The sequence below is a fragment of the Luteimonas marina genome (assembly GCF_007859325.1).
Classification (GTDB): domain Bacteria; phylum Pseudomonadota; class Gammaproteobacteria; order Xanthomonadales; family Xanthomonadaceae; genus Luteimonas; species Luteimonas marina.
In genome coordinates this window covers 169,725-184,831 of sequence record NZ_VOHK01000003.1, presented here as the reverse complement: position 1 = coordinate 184,831, position 15,107 = coordinate 169,725, and the positions used below count along the sequence as shown (strand labels likewise).

Here is a 15,107-nt window from a genome sequence, read left to right as displayed (position 1 = left end):
TCAGCGCCCTGTGTCACCGGCGCCGCCCCGGAGCTGGCCGGACACCACCCAGACGCCGAACATGCCCAGCCAGAGCATCGGGAATAGCTGCAGGGCGAAGGCGACGCCCGCTCCGGCGTGCGAGAAGCCTGCGAACGTGAAGACCAGGAATTTCCATCCTCCGTAGACAAGCATGTATCCGCTCAGGACGAGCAATGCCAGGCCGGAAATCCTGTGGATCGCTGGCATGCGGGCAGAGGACTTTCCTTCATCAATCATTGTGCAATCCCCTTTGGTTGTCGTTCGGCCATGGCGAGCGGCATGTCCTTCGTGCCCGGTGAACAGCGCGGATCGCGCCTCCCGCGACAGGCTGCTCCCGCCCGGGGGCAGCCCGGCTTGCCGTGCGTCCATGCGGGCCAGGGAAACGCCTGGACCAACCCCGTCATTGTCTGCAGTACACGCCTTTCAGCCCGGCGACGCCCTCCAGGCAACCGCCGAATTTCTTGCGCAGCGTGTACTGATCCAGCGTCGCGGTGATCACCACCTCTCCTTTCCTCACGTGGTATCCGCCGGCCTTCCTGATCTGTTTCCCGAACAACAGGTCGCCCATCGACACCGGCCTTCCATCCGCACGAAACGACACCCCTTCCTCGTTCCGCAGGATCCTGACGCCATGCCGGTTGGTCTGGTGGCCCACCATCAGAACCCTTTTGTCCTCCGCGTTGAACACCAGCACCGCCATCTCCGCGTCCGGGGCCCCGACGTACTCACCGGAAGGTTCGAAGCCGCACCCCGTCAGCACCATCAGCAAAATCCACATCACCAATCCCCTCACCTTCACCCCTCCCATCCTGTCCATGCCCTGCCCTGGTCGAGCCGCCCGGACCGGCGACGGCGCCATGCTTGCGAACCGGCGTCGGCGCCGTCCTCACGTTGCCTTCAAGAAACCTTCAAGCGTGTCGATCCGCCAGGACAATCAATCGTTTGGCGACGCGGTTGTGATTCGGCCATGCTCACCTCCGATTCAAGCCCTGCCGATGGTGCCGCAGGTCAAGCTTCGGGCACTCCTTCAGGGAAGAAGGGTGTAGTGCATCGGGCCGGTTCAATCACAGGCGTTGTAGTACTCGTACTTGGCCTGCAATTGCTCGCGGGTGGGAATGTGCCCATCCAGCGCCACCCTGATGGTGGTGTCGTTGCCTGCACGGCCGAAGTTGCTGTTGATCTGCAACGCGAAGGCGCGACCTCCGCTGCCGCCTCCGGTCAGGCGAAACACCTTGACGCCGGAGCCGCCGCCACCCCAGCAGCCGATCTGCTCCAGCGCATCACCTCGCGCATGCAGCGCTTCCGGCAATGCCACGACCAAAGGAACCTCTCCGTCCGGTTCAGCCCATTTCTGGAACACCAGAAGCCGCGGTTGCGGCCGGCCTTCATCGTCGCGTCCGGGCAATTGCACCGCCAGATCACCGATCCTGCCCTCGCGCGGCGCGCCCGCCCCTGCAGGCCCCAGCCACGCCACGCGGGTCAATGACTGCGGCAAGGCCGCATCGGGCACGCCCTTTGCCGCCAGCCCAAGCGCCTGGTGGATGGCTTCCGCCAGCGGCATTGCAGCCTGGGCCTTCTCCCACTGTGCCTTGCACCGGCGTTCCGCATCCGGATAGCCGACGCCGAGTCGCTGCTTGCAACCGGGCAGATAGTCGGCGTAGCCGGTAGCGGCACCGGCAGGCGATACGGGCACGGCGGCGCGCTGGGCCAGCGCACTGGCGCATGCCAATGCCAGCAGTGACAGGGCAGAGCACTGGACGAGGGCTCGCAACGGAAGATTCATGGCATCGATTTCCTGGTGGGTATGGTGGCGATCGGTGTGGTCGGCCTCGACCACGCGTGCTTCATCGGCGCACTTGCCCGACCGCCGGGAGCGGCGACGGCGCAATGCTTCGGGCGCAGGACCGGCGTTGTCCTCACGGCACCTTCAAGGAACCTTCAAGCCCGTCGATACGCCAGGACAATCAATCGCTTGGCGCACCGGCTATGATCGGCACATGTCCGCGCCCACGCCTCGCCCCCATCTCTACCGCTGGCGCTTCGGCAGCATCGAGTTCGACGAGGCCCGCTTCGAGCTGCGGGTCTCCGGCCTGCCGGTGGACGTCGAGCAGCGGCCGCTGCAGGTCCTGGCCCTGCTGCTGCAGCACGCCGGCGAGGTGGTGACCAAGGACGAGCTGTTCGAGACCGTCTGGGCGGGGCGGGTCACCGTCGACCACGTGCTGGCGACGGCGGTGGGCAAGCTGCGCAAGGTGCTTGACGCCGGCGGCGAGACCCGCATCGTCACCGTGCCGCGTGTGGGTTACCGCTTCGACGGGCCGGTCGAGCGGATCGCCGTCGGTGAGCGCCTGGCCGGCGAACTGGAGTTCGAGGCCGGCCAGCCCGTGCCCGGACGCCCGCACTTCGTGCTCGAACGGGCGCTGGGGCGGACCCTGGGCAGCGAGGTGTGGCTGGCGCGCCAGCCGCGCAGCCGCGAGGCGCGCGTGTTCAAGTTCAGTCTTGCCGGCGAGCACCTCGCCGCGATCAAGCGTGAAGCCACCCTGATGCGGGTGCTGCGCGACACCCTGGGCGAGCGCGACGATTTCGTGCGCGTGATCGACTGGAACTTCGAGACGCAGCCGTTCTTCCTCGAATGCGAGTACGGCGGCCAGGCGCTGCCGGAATGGGCCCTGGAAGACGGTCGGCTGGCGGCGATGGACCGCGAGGCGCGCATCGCCTTCTTCATCGGGATCGCCGACGCGGCCGCCGCCGCGCTCAGCGTCGGCGTACTGCACAAGGACCTGAAGCCGGCCAACGTCCTGGTCGCGCCGCAGGGCGACGGCTGGCGGCCGCGGCTCACCGACTTCGGCAGCAGCCGCCTGCTGCAGCCCGAGCGGCTGGAGGAGCTGGGCATCACCCGCCTGGGCATGACCGTCGACGATGCTTCCGGCTCTTCCGGCACGCCCCTGTACCTGGCCCCGGAACTGGTCGCCGGGCAGCCGCCGACGGTGCGCAGCGACGTCTATGCCCTGGGCGTGATCCTCTACCAATGGCTGGTCGGCGACCTGCGCCGGCCGATGGCGCCGGGCTGGGAGCGCGAGATCGACGACCCGCTGCTGCGCGAGGACATCGCCCAGGCCACCGACAGCGACCCGGCACGGCGCATCGCCGACGCCGCTGAACTGGCCGGGCGCCTGCGGCACCTGCCCGAGCGTCGCGCCGAACGTATCCGCCTCGAGGCGGACGAACGCGCGGCCGTCGCCATGCGCCAGGCGCTGGAACGCACCCGCACGCGGCGGCCGTGGATCGCCGCCACGATCGCCGTGCTCGGCATCGGCCTGCTGGCCAGCAGCCTGTTCTGGTACCGCAGCGATCAGGAGCGCGAAGCTGCCGCGATGCAGGCCGCGCGCGCCGAGGCGGTGACGCGCTTCCTCGCCGACGACCTGCTGGGCGTGGCCGCGCCCGGGCCGTCGGGTTTCGCGCCGGATCCGCGCATGCACGACGTGCTGGAACGCGCGTCCAGCCAGATCGACGCGCGCTTCGCCGACGATCCCGCCACGCGCGGCGGCGTGCACTCGGTGCTCGGCCAGGCCTGGCAGGCGCTCGGCGAGCGCGACCGTGGCGTCCACCACCTGCGCGAGGCCACGCGCAACTACACCGGCGCCTTCGGCGCCACGGACGACATCACTCTCAAGACCCGCTACTTGCTGGTGCGCAGCCTGGCCTACGCCAACGCGGCCGACCAGTTTGCCGAAGCACTGGAACTGCTGGACGACACTGACACTGTCGCCGGAACGCGACTGCAGGGCGAGAACGAAATCGCACTGGAGGCGGCCTACGCGCGCGGCGTCTTCCATTTCCAGCAGTTGCAGATCGAACCGGCGCTGCAAGCCTTCCGTCGCGCCGACGAACTGCAACGCGTCGTCGCGCCGGACTCCGCATCGACCGCCGCCACGATCCGGGAGAACCTTGCCGACAGCACGATCCGGCAGGGACAGCCGGAGGAAGGCATCGCACTGCTGCGCGCGATGCTTGAAGACCCGCTGTTCGACGCCGGGCGCATCGGCGAGAACCGGGTCGCCGGCCATCAGATCATGCTGGCGCGAGCGCTGCGCAATCTCGGTCGTTACGACGAAGCCATGCCGCTGGCGCAAGCCGCGGCCGCCACTTCCGAGCGGACCCTCGGCGAAGACCACTATTCCACGCTGATCCAGATGTCCACCATCGCCAGCATCCATGACGCTGCGGGCGACTGCACGCAGGCGCTGCCGATCGCACGCACGGTGCGCGAACGCATGGCCACGCGCTACGGCGAGCACCTGCAGTCGACGCTGATCGAAACCGGCAACCTCGGCTTCAAGGAACGCGACTGCGGCGACCGCGAAGCCGGGCTGGACTACATCCGCCAGGCCGAACGCGGCCTGCGCGAGCACTACGGCGAGGACAACGTCGCCGCGCACAGCTTCCGCTACTCGCTGGTGAAGATGCTGGCCGACGATGGCCGTTTCGCCCAGGCACTGGACACGCTGGACGGTCTTGATATCGCCGCGCTCACCGCCGGCAACTCCAGACCGGGCTGGGAACACCGCCTGAACGCGCTTCGGGGCCGGATCCTGATGCATTCAGGCGACATCGGGAACGGCCGCCGCCTGCTCGCGGACGCGGTGCCTGAATTGGTTGCACTCGGCAGCGAGGACGCCGATGAAATCGCGGGCCTGCAGGCACTGCTGGCCGAAGGAGATCCAGCCGGCGGCGATTGACCGCGTCACTCCACCACGAACGTCACCCGCATGTTCACCCGCCACTCGACGATGTTGCCGTCCGGGTCGGTGACGACCTTGGTTTCGTTGAGCCAGGCGCCCTGGATGTTCTTGACGGTTTCGGCGGACTTCTTCAGGCCCGAACGCACCGCATCCTCGACGCTGGTCTTCGACGACGAATTGATTTCGATGATCTTGGCGACCGCCATGGCGTGGCTCCCTTGCATTGCGGCGACAGTGCCGCGGTGGCGACAGGATGCGACGACCGGTGTTAAGGCAACGCCTATGCCCTTGTCCGCACGCCGCGGCGCGGCTTCAGCCGCGATCGCGCAAGCGACGACGTGTCCCCGCATCACGGGACGATGAAGTTGCATGTGAGACAAGTTGTTTCACGCGATCCGGAGGTTCATCCCGGACCCATGGGCGACTGCTCCGGCGCGGTCAGCGGCGACCGGCGCCTGCTACGATCCGGACCATGAATCCCGCCCCCAACCTCGTGCTCGTCGGACCGATGGGCGCCGGCAAGTCGTCGATCGGCAGGCGCCTGGCCGGGCGCTTCGGCCTGGACTTCGTCGACGCCGATCGCGAGATCGAGGCGCGCACCGGCGCGAGCATCCCCACCATCTTCGAATGCGAGGGCGAAACCGGCTTCCGCGCGCGCGAAGCGGCGACGCTGGCCGAACTGCTGGCGCGCGATGGGCTCGTGGTCGCCACCGGCGGCGGCGCGGTGCTCGACGCCGGCAGCCGCCGGCAGATGCGCGAGCGCGGCTTCGTGGTGCACCTGCAGGTCAGCCTGGCGCGGCAGCTGGAGCGGCTGGCGCGCGATCGCAGCCGACCGCTGCTGGCCGGCGACGACCGCGCGGACGTGCTGCGTCGTCTCACCGAAACGCGGGCGCCGCTCTACGCCGAAGTCGCCGACCTGTGCTTCGACACCAACAACCTGTTCCCGCCACAGGCCACCGAGCAGCTCGCGCGGCTGCTCGATGCACGGTGGACGCGCGCCGCCCCCACCCAGACCGATCTCCAGGGAAGCCCTGCATGAGCCGCAACGACCGCGTGGTCGCCGTCGCCGGAACGACTCCGTACGACATCACCATCGGCCCCGGCCTGCTCGACGACGGCGCCCTGCTCGCGTCGACGCTGCGCGGACGCGACGCCTTCGTGATCAGCGACGACAGCGTCGCGCCGCTGTACCGGCAGCGCGTGGTCGAGGCGCTGCGCGACGCGCGCGCGGACCTGCGCGTCGGCCACTGGACCATGCCGGCGGGCGAAGCCTCGAAGACGCTGGCGTCCTTCGGCAGCGCGATCGAGGCAATTGCCGGCGCCGGCGCACGCCGGGACGCCACGGTGTTCGCGCTCGGCGGCGGCGTGGTCGGCGATCTCGCCGGCTTCGCCGCGGCCGCTTGGATGCGCGGCATCGATTGCGTGCAGTTGCCGACCACGCTGCTGGCGATGGTCGACTCCTCGGTCGGCGGCAAGACCGCGGTCGACCTGCCGCAGGGCAAGAACCTCGTCGGCGCCTTCCATCCGCCGCGCGCCGTGATCGCCGACACCGCCACCCTGCGCACGCTTCCGGCCCGCGAACTGCGCGCGGGCCTGGCCGAGGTGGTGAAGTACGGCGCGATCGTCGACGCGCCCTTCCTCGACTGGCTCGACGCCCACGCAGAGGCGCTGCTGGCGATGGACGACGACGCGCTGGCCGAGGCGATCGCGCGCAGCTGCGCGCACAAGGCCGCGATCGTCGAACGCGATCCGTTCGAACACGGCGAACGCGCGCTGCTCAACTTCGGCCACACCTTCGGCCACGCGATCGAGACCGAGCAGGGCTACGGCGGACTCAACCACGGCGAGGCGGTGGCGGTGGGCATGGTGCTGGCCGCGCGGCTGTCGGAGCGCCTCTGCCTGTCGTCGCCGGCCGAGACCGCGCGCCTGCGCGGACTGCTGCAGCGCTTCGGCCTGCCGGTGGACGCGCCGACCGGCCTCGATGCCGACGCGCTGATCGCGCACATGCGCCTGGACAAGAAGGCGCAGGCCAGCGGACTGCGCTTCATCGTCTGGGACGGCGCCGGGCGCGCGCGCGTGCTCGCCGGCGTGCCCGAGGACGCGGTGCGCGACGTGCTTGCTTCGTAGGAGGCTCCAGCCGCGACCCGGCATCGTCGGCCACAGGTAGTGCCTGAAGGCGCCTACAAATACAAATGCCGGGTGTGAGGGGCGCTCAATCGTCGCGGGACGCGCCGCCACCCATGCGGCCCATGCCCATGCCTGCGCCCATACCGACGCCCATGCCGCCGCCGGCACCGCCTCCGCCACCTCCGCCGCCACGGCCGCGGGCACCGGCATCGCCGCCGCCCTTCTTCGAGCCGCCCTCGGTGCGCAACGGCCCCTGGTCGGGGATGGCGAGATCGCCCGGCACCGGATCCAGGTCCAGCGCCTTGCGGATGAAGTCGCGCAGCGACACCACCAGCGCCGACAGCCGCACCGGGCGCCCGGCAACCATGTCGCTGGCCGCCTGCGCGGCCAGCCGCACCTGTTCTTCGGTGCCGAGCAGGACCACGTCGGACAGGGCGGCCTCGACCGCGTCGCGGATGCGCCGCCTGCGATCGGAACCCTCGTCCCCGGCCTCGGCCGTCGACGGGCCCGCCTCGCCGGCCTCCGCCGCCGCTTCCCGCGCGCGGCGGCGCAGATCGCGCAGGTGCGTGGGATCGACGTCCAGCTCGCCGGTGAACGAGCCGCCCAGCGTCTTGTAGGCCGCGATCAGGGTCTTCAGGCGCTCGTTGATCTGCCGGTTCTCGCGCTCGCGCCGGCGCTGGATGGTCTGCATGAACGCCAGGCGGACGCCGACCACGACCAGCGAGAACAGCAGCAGGCCCAGCAGGCTCGAGAGCACCGTGCTCCAGGAACTGAAGTCGAGGCCGCGCATGGATCGTCCGGGGATTGGGCTGCCCGGGATCATACGCCGGCGCGCCGCGGCGCCGGCGGCGCGCGACGTACAATGGACGGCCCATGCGCCTGCTCCTGCAACAACGCCCCGACGGCCGCGAAGCCCCCCGCTTCGTGCAGCTGACGCTGCAGCCCGACCTGCTCGGCGGCTGGACCCTGCTGCGCGAAAGCGGGCAGACCGGCGGCCGCAGCACGCTGCGGCGCGAGCAGTTCCTCGACCACCCCAGTGCGCTGGCCGCGCTGGAGCATGCGCGCGACGCGCAACTCAAGCGCGGCTTCCAGCTGATGTATGCCGAGGGCATGGGGGCGCCGAAGTGACGATCGTCGGCATCTTCCCGAAGACCAGCGCCCCCGAACGTTGTCATTCCGAACGCAGTGAGGAATCTGCTTGCGCGCGGAGCCATGACAGAAAAGCAGATTCCTCACTGCGTTCGGAATGACAGCCTGATGAATCGCGGAACGACTGAGCCACACGGATCGACATGACCCCACTCCCGAAGAACGACCGCTTCCTCCGCGCCCTGCGCCGCGAACCCGTCGACCGCACCCCGGTCTGGCTGATGCGCCAGGCCGGCCGCTACCTGCCCGAATACCGCGAGACCCGCAGGCAGGCCGGCAGCTTCCTCGCCATGGCGAAGAACCCGGAGATCGCCTGCGAGGTCACGCTGCAGCCGCTGCGCCGCTTCGACCTCGACGCCGCGATCCTGTTCTCCGACATCCTCACCATCCCCGACGCGATGGGCCTGGGCCTGTACTTCGTCGACGGCGAGGGCCCGAAGTTCGAGCGCACCGTGCGCAGCGCCGCCGACGCCGCGCGCCTGTCCGTGCCGGACATGGAGACCGAACTGCGCTACGTGATGGACGCGGTGCGCACCATCCGCCGCGAACTCGACGGCAAGGTGCCGCTGATCGGCTTCTCCGGCAGCCCATGGACGCTGGCCTGCTACATGGTCGAAGGCGGCGGCAGCAAGGATTTCGCGCGGATCAAGGCGATGGCGCTGAACGATCCGGCGGCGCTGCACGCGCTGCTCGCGGTCAACACCGACGCCGTGATCGCCTACCTGTCCGCGCAGCGCGCGGCCGGGGCGCAGGCACTGCAGGTGTTCGACACCTGGGGCGGCGTGCTGTCGCCCGCGATGTACCGCGAGTTCTCCCTGCCCTACCTGCAACGCATCGCGCGCGAGCTGGAGCGCGGCGAAGGCGGCGAGCGCGCGCCGCTGATCCTGTTCGGCAAGGGCAATGCCGTGCATCTCGACGTGCTGGCCGAGTCGGGCACCGATGCGGTCGGCGTCGACTGGCTGGTCGAACTCGGCGAGGCCGCGCGCCGCACGCAGGGCAAGGTCGCGCTGCAGGGCAACCTCGACCCGGCCACGCTGTACGGTTCGCCCGACGCGATCCGCCGCGAAGTGCGCCGCGCGCTTGACAGCTACCGTGACGGCAACGGCGGCTCGCGCGAGGGCCACGTCTTCAACCTCGGCCACGGCATGTCGCCGGACATGGATCCCGAGCACGTCGCGGTGCTGGTCGACGAGGTGCACGCGTACAGCGCGCGCTGAACAGGCTGCGCGATAGTCCTGTGGGAGCGGCTTCAGCCGCGACCTGGACGTTCGACGATGCCGGAAACGATGGTCGCGCCTGAAGGCGCTCCTACACCGAGCCGGACAGATCGACCTTCGATTCGCCCACCGCCAGCACCCCGGCCAGCGTCGCCGCCAGCATCGCGCCGGTCACCGGCTTGCGCAGGAAGGCATCGAAGCCCGCTTCCAGCGTCGCCGCCTCGGCCTCGCCGTCGCCGCGCGCGGTCACCGCGACCAGGGGCCGGGTGAATCCCTGCTGCCGCATCAGCGGCGCCAGCGTCAGGCCGTCGACGCCGGGCAGGTCGAGGTCGAGCAGCGCGGCGTCGAAGGCCTGCGCCGCGACCTCCGACAGCGCCGCCAGACCGTGTCCGACGTGGGTGACCCGGTGCCCCTGCCCTTCGAGCAGGCCCGCGACCACCTGCGCGACGGTGGCGTCGTCCTCGACCAGCAGCAGCGACAGCCCCTGCGGCGCGTCGCCTTCGTCCTTCGCCTCCGCGCCCGCCGGGGGCTCGCCCGCCTCCAGCGGCAGTTCGACGATGAAGCTGGTGCCCACGCCCGGCATGCTGTCGATGTCGATGCGCCCGCCCATCGCCGCCGCAAGCTCCTGCGAGATCGCCAGTCCCAGCCCGCTGCCGCCGTAGCGGGCGCTGGTGCGCGCGCCCTCGGCCTGCTCGAAGCGCCGGAACAGGCGCTGCTTCTGTTCCTCGTTGAGGCCGGGGCCGGTGTCGGCGACCGTCAAGCGTACGCCGCCCGGCGACAGCGGTTCGGCGCGCAGCGTTACGCTGCCGCGTTCGGTGAACTTGACCGCGTTGCCGAGCAGGTTGAGCAGGATCTGGCGCACGCGCCCGGCGTCGCCGCGCACCCAGCGCGGCACGCCGTCGATCACTTCATCGTGGAAGTCGAGGCCACGCTGCCGCGCCAGCGGCGCGCAGAACGCGACGGTCTCGCGGATCAGCGCATGCAGGTCGAACGGCTGCACGTCGAGCTCCAGCCGGTCGGCCTCGATCCGCGCCAGGTCCAGCGCGTCGTTGACCAGGCGCAGCAGGTGTTCGCCCGCGCGCCGGATCGATTCGACGTGCCCGCGCTGACGCGCGTCGAGATCGGTGCTGGCGAGCAGTTCGCTCATCCCGAGCACACCGGTCATCGGCGTGCGCACCTCGTGGCCGAGCGTGGCCAGGAACCGGGTCTTGGCCAGCGAGGACTGTTCGGCCAGCTCGCGCTTCTGCTCGGCCAGCTGCCAGGCGTGGCGGCGCTTGAGGCGCGTGCGGTACTGGTGCGCGAGCAGCGCCAGCAGCAGCAGCGCGCCGAGGATCCACAGCGCGATCGCCCATCCGGTGCGCCACCACGGCGCCTCCACGGTGAAATCGATCTGCTGCATCGCGGTCCATTCGTCGTCGGCGGTGCGCGCCTGCACCTCCAGCACGTAGTGGCCGTGGCGCAGGCTCGGGAACAGGCGCTCGCCCGCGGATCCGACCTCCACCCAATCGGGATCGTAGCCGTCGAGCCGGTAGCGGTAGCGGTGCGCATGCGCGTCGGTGAACGAGAGCAGGCGCGCGGCCACGCGCAGGTCGCGGTCGTCGTGGCGCAGCACGATCGGCGAGGCGGTGGGCAGTTCGACCGTGTCCTCGCCGCGGCGCACGCTGATCGACTCGATCGACAGCGTCGGCGAGCGGTCGCTGACCTGCACCTGGCGCGGGTGGAACAGCAGCAGGCCGTCGGCGGTGCCGACGCCGATGTAGCCCTTGGCCGAGCGTTCGAACTGGTAGTCGCTGAACTGCTGGCTCGGCAGGCCGTCGAGCACGCTGTACACGCGCAGGCGCTCGCGCTGCGGGTCGTAGCGCACCAGCCCGCGCGGGGTGCTCATCCAGACCACGCCCAGCTCGTCGGCAACCAGTCCACCCGGCGCGACCGCGGGCAGCCCGTGGCGGGCATCGACCGTGCGCTCGGCGATCAGTTCGGCGCCGGTCCAGCGGTACGACACCAGGATGCCGTTGCCGCCGACCCAGACCGCGTCGTCGGGCGCGAAACCGAACGCGAACACCTGCCACCCGGGACCGCCCGGCACCGGCTCGAAGCGGCGCGCGCCCGCGTTCCACATCAGCAGGCCGTCGCTGGTCGCCAGCCACAGCGCGCCGTCGGGCCCGCGCGACATCTGCTGCAGCGCGTTGTTCACCTTGAATCCATGCTGGTCGCCGGCGCGCACCACGTGCAGGATCCGGCCATCGGGCGAACGTCGCTGCAGCGCATCGGCCGCGCCCAGCCACACCGAACCGTCCGGCTCCTCGACGATCTGGGTCACGATGCCGGTCGGCGGGGGATCGACGGCGTCGTCGTGGTGCCAGCGGCGGACCTCGCCGGTCGCCGGCACGTAGCGCGTGATCGAGCCGTGGCAGCCGATCCAGACGCTGCGGTCGCGCGTCTCGCGCACCGCGTAGGGCACCAGGTCGCCGCAGACGCCGACGAGCCGGTGCTGCACGCGGGCGGTATCGGGATCGAGCCAGTCGAGCACGCCGCCGGTGCCCACCAGCCACAGCCCGCCGTCGTGCGCGGGGGTGACGCTGTAGACGAAGGCGTTGGCCGACGACGCGGGATCGTCGAGCCGCCGGCGCAGCGCGGTGAAGTTGCGCCAGTTCGCGGGCAGGTGCCACAGGCCGGTCTCGGTACTGGCCAGCCACAGGCCGCCCTCGCGGTCCTCCAGCGCCGCCGACCACGACGCCCGCACCATGCCGCGGCTGGTGTTGCTGTACAGCGGCACGTCATGGACCGTGCCGCCGCGTTCGAGCGCCAGTCCGCTGCGGGTGTCCAGCCAGTGCGCGCCCTGCTGGTCCTCGACCAGCATGCTCAGCGCCGGCTGCCCGCTGAGCGGGTCGCGCCACGGCACCGGCTCGATCGCGCCGCTGTCGCTGCGGTACACGTAGGCGCTGCTCGAGGTGCCGATCCACATGTCGCCGGCGCGATCGAGCACCAGCGCGTTCACCGCCGGACTCGGCCTCACGTCCTGCAGCAGGCGGTCGAATCCGTCGCCGGTCCAGCGCGCGAGGCCCTGGTAGGTGCCGACCCACAGCCGGCCCTCGCGATCGACCCGCAGCCAGGTCACCGCCGGCGACGGCAGGCTGCGCGGATTGTCGACCTCGGGCATGAAGCGCCGGATGCTTCCGTCCGCGTCCAGGCGGTGCAGGCCGCCGTCGGAGGTGCCGAACCAGATCGCGCCGTCCGGCGTCTGCGCGAGCGACCAGATGTCGTTGCTGCCGATCTGCGCATGCGAGTCGCGGTCGTAATGGGTGAACGTGCGGCGCTGCGCGTCGAGCATCGCCAGCCCCGCGTTCTGCGTGCCGATCCAGACCCGGTCGTCGTCGTCGACGAACACGCTCCAGACGTGGTTGTCGCGCAGGCCGTCGCCGACCCGCCATACCCGGTAGCCGACGCCGTCGTAGCGCGCGAGGCCGTCGCGGGTGGCGATCCACAGGTAGCCCTGGCGGTCCTCGGCGAGCGCGTTGATGCGGTTCGAGGGCAGGCCGTCGTAGACGCTGATCTGGCGCGGCATCGGCAGCTGCGGCGCCTGGGTCGTTCCGGCGGCCTCGGCACGGGCAAGGGCCGCCGTCGCCAGCAGCCACCACATTCCTGTCCAGACGATCGCCCGCATCCTGCCTCCCCGGTTGCCCGTGCCCTGGATCCCGCACCGCCGGACCGGATCGACATCCGCCCGGATCGGGCCGGCGCCAGCGGGTCATGCGACGCAGCGGATCCGCGTTCCCTCCGTCCAACGGGAAAAGCGCCTGTCCCCGCACGCGCGGCAGGCGTGCCGCAGGTCGATCGACCCGGGCCCGCGCAGCGCGTGGCCGTGCATCCTCGCAACGCTACGTTGCCCGCGCAACCCCGGCCCCGCCGCGCGCTCCGCCTAGAATGGCCCCCGACCGGCCTCGTCCGCCACCAGGACTCCGATGCCCCGCTTCCTGCGCCACTGCCTGTTCGCGATCCCGTGCCTGCTGCTCGCGCTGGCCGGTGCCGCGCGCGCCGGGGGCGAGGCCTATGCGCTGGACCCGGTGCATACGCGCATCCTCGTGGCGGTCGACCACGCCGGTTTCTCGAAAGCGCTGGGCACCGTGTCCGGCGCGACCGGGACGCTGCACTTCGATCCCGATGATTGGAGCACCGCGCGCGTGGCCGTGGAGATCCCGCTGGCGCGGCTCGATTTCGGCGACGCCGACTGGAACCGCGCCACGCTCGCGCGCAGCCTGCTCGACGCCGACGCGCATCCGCTCGCGCGCTTCACCTCGACCCGGGTCGAGCCGGTCGACGAACGCCGGGCCATCGTGCACGGCACCCTGAGCCTGCGCGGCGTGAGCCGCGAGGTCGCGCTGCACGTCGCGCTCAACGCCGCCAAACGCCACCCGCTGCCGCCGTTCCGCCGCACCGTCGGCTTCTCGGCGACCGCGACGCTCAGCCGCGCCGACTTCGGCATCACCGCATGGAAGTCGGTGATCGGCGACGCGGTGGAACTGCGGATCGAGGCGGAGGCGACGCGCATGCGCGCAGGCGCCGAGGCCGAAGCTTCGGACGGCGACGCGTCGCCCGCGGATGCGGCGATCCCGACCGGGCCTGTGCCCGATCCCGTGGACGTTCCCGATCCTGAACCCGCTTCCGAATCCAGCCCGCCGCCAGACCCGGAGCCCCTGCCATGACCCTGAAGAACACCCCGGACCGCTGGGGCGCCGTCAGCCAGTCCTTCCACTGGCTGATCGTGCTGCTGATCCTGGCGCTGGCCATCGTCGGCCTGACCATGGGCGAACTGCCGCGCACGCCGAAATACTTCTGGGTCTACACCGCGCACAAGTCGATGGGCATCACCGTGCTCGCGCTGATGCTGCTGCGGCTGGGCTGGCGGCTGTACGCCGGCGCGCCGAAGCCGGTGGCGGGCACGCCGACCTGGCAGGCGGCGATCGCCGCGGTCACGCACTGGGCGCTGTACGCGCTGGCGCTGGCGATCCCGCTGTCGGGCTGGCTCTACGATTCGGCCAGCGGCCTGCGCCCGTTCCGCTGGTTCGGCCTGTTCGACGTGCCCAAGCTGGTCGGCCCCAATGAATGGCTCGCCGACCAGGCGCGCGACGCGCATGAACTCCTGTTCTGGGTGCTGGTCGTACTCGTGGCCGCGCATGCCGGCGCGGCGTTCTACCACCACCTCTTCCAGCGCGACGACACCCTCGCGCGCATGCTGCCGCGGCGCAGGCCGCGCCCCACCACCCCCACGCAGGACCCCGACCATGTCGCCTAAGCTGACCTCCCCCGCCGCCGTCGCCGCCATGCTGGTGGCGATGATGGCCGCCCCCGCCGCCGCGACCGACTACGTGCAGGCGCCGGGCTCCTCGCTGGCGTTCGCCACCAAGTACGACGGCGAGGTGTTCACCGGCAAGTTCGGCGGCTTCGACACCAGGCTCAGCTTCGATCCGGAACAGCTCGATTCGGCGAAGCTCGACGTCACCATCCAGCTCGTCGGCACCAGCACCGGCAACGCCGACCGCGATTCGACCCTGACCGGCGGCGACTTCTTCAACGTGTCGAAGTTCGCGCAGGCGCGCTACGTGGCGGAGAAGTTCCGCGCGCTCGGCGGCGACCAGTACGCCGCGGACGGCACGCTCACCCTGCGCGGCGTCAGCAAGCCGGTCACGCTCACCTTCGCCTGGACGCCGGGTGCGCCGGCGACGCTGTCGGGCAAGGCCACGGTGAAGCGCCTGGACTTCGGCGTCGGCGGCGGCGACTGGGCCGACACCGGCACGATTCCCGACGAGGTGGCGATCAGTACGCGGGTGTTCCTCGTTCCCGCACGCTGACGGTC

General features: G+C 70.8%; 14 protein-coding genes. 8 read left to right on the top strand and 6 right to left on the bottom strand.

Translation table 11 applies throughout. The features are described from left to right. The 3 genes from FQY83_RS07485 to FQY83_RS07475 form a co-directional block, all read right to left on the bottom strand. Positions 1 to 228 (bottom strand): hypothetical protein, encoded by a 228-nt coding sequence (locus FQY83_RS07485; protein WP_158636455.1) that lies wholly within the window; start codon positions 226 to 228, stop codon positions 1 to 3. Between the two features lie 193 nt (positions 229 to 421). Further along, a complete protein-coding gene (locus tag FQY83_RS07480; protein ID WP_146386694.1) occupies positions 422 to 799 on the bottom strand; it encodes a hypothetical protein in 378 nt (125 codons plus the stop codon). Between the two features lie 282 nt (positions 800 to 1,081). After that, positions 1,082 to 1,858, bottom strand: a complete 777-nt coding sequence (locus tag FQY83_RS07475) for a hypothetical protein (protein ID WP_146386692.1) — start codon at positions 1,856 to 1,858, stop codon at positions 1,082 to 1,084. Between the two features lie 160 nt (positions 1,859 to 2,018). Between FQY83_RS07475 and FQY83_RS07470 the strand changes: the two genes are divergently transcribed. Then, positions 2,019 to 4,757, top strand: a complete 2,739-nt coding sequence (locus tag FQY83_RS07470) for a protein kinase domain-containing protein (RefSeq protein WP_158636454.1) — start codon at positions 2,019 to 2,021, stop codon at positions 4,755 to 4,757. A gap of 5 nt (positions 4,758 to 4,762) precedes the next feature. On the opposite strand, the gene FQY83_RS07465 is transcribed toward FQY83_RS07470, so the two are convergent. Then, positions 4,763 to 4,966, bottom strand: coding sequence for a dodecin family protein (locus FQY83_RS07465; RefSeq protein ID WP_146386688.1), 204 nt, complete (start codon positions 4,964 to 4,966; stop codon positions 4,763 to 4,765). 266 nt (positions 4,967 to 5,232) lie between these two features. Between FQY83_RS07465 and FQY83_RS07460 the strand changes: the two genes are divergently transcribed. Together FQY83_RS07460 and aroB are read left to right on the top strand one after the other, a co-directional pair. After that, entirely contained in the window at positions 5,233 to 5,799 is a 567-nt protein-coding gene (locus tag FQY83_RS07460; RefSeq protein ID WP_146386686.1) for a shikimate kinase, read from the top strand. Continuing rightward, a complete protein-coding gene (aroB, locus tag FQY83_RS07455; RefSeq protein ID WP_146386684.1) occupies positions 5,796 to 6,887 on the top strand; it encodes a 3-dehydroquinate synthase in 1,092 nt (363 codons plus the stop codon). The genes FQY83_RS07460 and aroB overlap by 4 nt, the downstream gene beginning before the upstream one ends. Positions 6,888 to 6,972: 85 nt before the next feature. Here the strand turns inward: aroB and FQY83_RS07450 are convergent, their stop codons facing one another. After that, positions 6,973 to 7,677, bottom strand: coding sequence for a hypothetical protein (locus FQY83_RS07450; protein WP_146386682.1), 705 nt, complete (start codon positions 7,675 to 7,677; stop codon positions 6,973 to 6,975). 83 nt (positions 7,678 to 7,760) lie between these two features. Between FQY83_RS07450 and FQY83_RS07445 the strand changes: the two genes are divergently transcribed. Continuing rightward, complete coding sequence (locus FQY83_RS07445; RefSeq protein ID WP_146386680.1) at positions 7,761 to 8,015, top strand: WGR domain-containing protein; 255 nt, start codon at positions 7,761 to 7,763, stop codon at positions 8,013 to 8,015. 164 nt (positions 8,016 to 8,179) lie between these two features. Beyond that, positions 8,180 to 9,253: a uroporphyrinogen decarboxylase gene (gene hemE, locus FQY83_RS07440; protein WP_146386678.1), complete on the top strand. Its 1,074-nt coding sequence runs from the start codon at positions 8,180 to 8,182 to the stop codon at positions 9,251 to 9,253. A 91-nt stretch (positions 9,254 to 9,344) separates the two neighbouring features. Here the strand turns inward: hemE and FQY83_RS07435 are convergent, their stop codons facing one another. After that, entirely contained in the window at positions 9,345 to 12,917 is a 3,573-nt protein-coding gene (locus FQY83_RS07435; RefSeq protein ID WP_238333436.1) for a sensor histidine kinase, read from the bottom strand. 298 nt (positions 12,918 to 13,215) lie between these two features. Here FQY83_RS07435 and FQY83_RS07430 point away from each other — a divergent pair, with 298 nt between their 5' ends. The 3 genes from FQY83_RS07430 to FQY83_RS07420 are packed head-to-tail and all read left to right on the top strand — an operon-like array spanning position 13,216 to position 15,102. Continuing rightward, a complete protein-coding gene (locus tag FQY83_RS07430; protein ID WP_146386676.1) occupies positions 13,216 to 13,956 on the top strand; it encodes a YceI family protein in 741 nt (246 codons plus the stop codon). Next, the gene (locus FQY83_RS07425) at positions 13,953 to 14,546 is read left to right on the top strand and encodes a cytochrome b (protein WP_146386674.1); all 594 of its coding nucleotides are present in this window, start codon (positions 13,953 to 13,955) and stop codon (positions 14,544 to 14,546) included. The genes FQY83_RS07430 and FQY83_RS07425 overlap by 4 nt, the downstream gene beginning before the upstream one ends. Continuing rightward, entirely contained in the window at positions 14,536 to 15,102 is a 567-nt protein-coding gene (locus FQY83_RS07420; protein ID WP_146386671.1) for a YceI family protein, read from the top strand. The genes FQY83_RS07425 and FQY83_RS07420 overlap by 11 nt, the downstream gene beginning before the upstream one ends. The last annotated feature ends 5 nt before the right edge of the window (positions 15,103 to 15,107 follow it).

Coding starts and splice junctions, on each gene's coding strand:
- FQY83_RS07485 (WP_158636455.1), bottom strand. CDS start 228: ATGCCAGCGATCCACAGGATTTCCGGCCTGGCATTGCTCGTCCTGAGC.
- FQY83_RS07480 (WP_146386694.1), bottom strand. CDS start 799: ATGTGGATTTTGCTGATGGTGCTGACGGGGTGCGGCTTCGAACCTTCC.
- FQY83_RS07470 (WP_158636454.1), top strand. CDS start 2,019: ATGTCCGCGCCCACGCCTCGCCCCCATCTCTACCGCTGGCGCTTCGGC.
- FQY83_RS07465 (WP_146386688.1), bottom strand. CDS start 4,966: ATGGCGGTCGCCAAGATCATCGAAATCAATTCGTCGTCGAAGACCAGC.
- FQY83_RS07460 (WP_146386686.1), top strand. CDS start 5,233: ATGAATCCCGCCCCCAACCTCGTGCTCGTCGGACCGATGGGCGCCGGC.
- aroB (WP_146386684.1), top strand. CDS start 5,796: ATGAGCCGCAACGACCGCGTGGTCGCCGTCGCCGGAACGACTCCGTAC.
- FQY83_RS07450 (WP_146386682.1), bottom strand. CDS start 7,677: ATGCGCGGCCTCGACTTCAGTTCCTGGAGCACGGTGCTCTCGAGCCTG.
- FQY83_RS07445 (WP_146386680.1), top strand. CDS start 7,761: ATGCGCCTGCTCCTGCAACAACGCCCCGACGGCCGCGAAGCCCCCCGC.
- hemE (WP_146386678.1), top strand. CDS start 8,180: ATGACCCCACTCCCGAAGAACGACCGCTTCCTCCGCGCCCTGCGCCGC.
- FQY83_RS07435 (WP_238333436.1), bottom strand. CDS start 12,917: ATGCGGGCGATCGTCTGGACAGGAATGTGGTGGCTGCTGGCGACGGCG.
- FQY83_RS07430 (WP_146386676.1), top strand. CDS start 13,216: ATGCCCCGCTTCCTGCGCCACTGCCTGTTCGCGATCCCGTGCCTGCTG.
- FQY83_RS07425 (WP_146386674.1), top strand. CDS start 13,953: ATGACCCTGAAGAACACCCCGGACCGCTGGGGCGCCGTCAGCCAGTCC.
- FQY83_RS07420 (WP_146386671.1), top strand. CDS start 14,536: ATGTCGCCTAAGCTGACCTCCCCCGCCGCCGTCGCCGCCATGCTGGTG.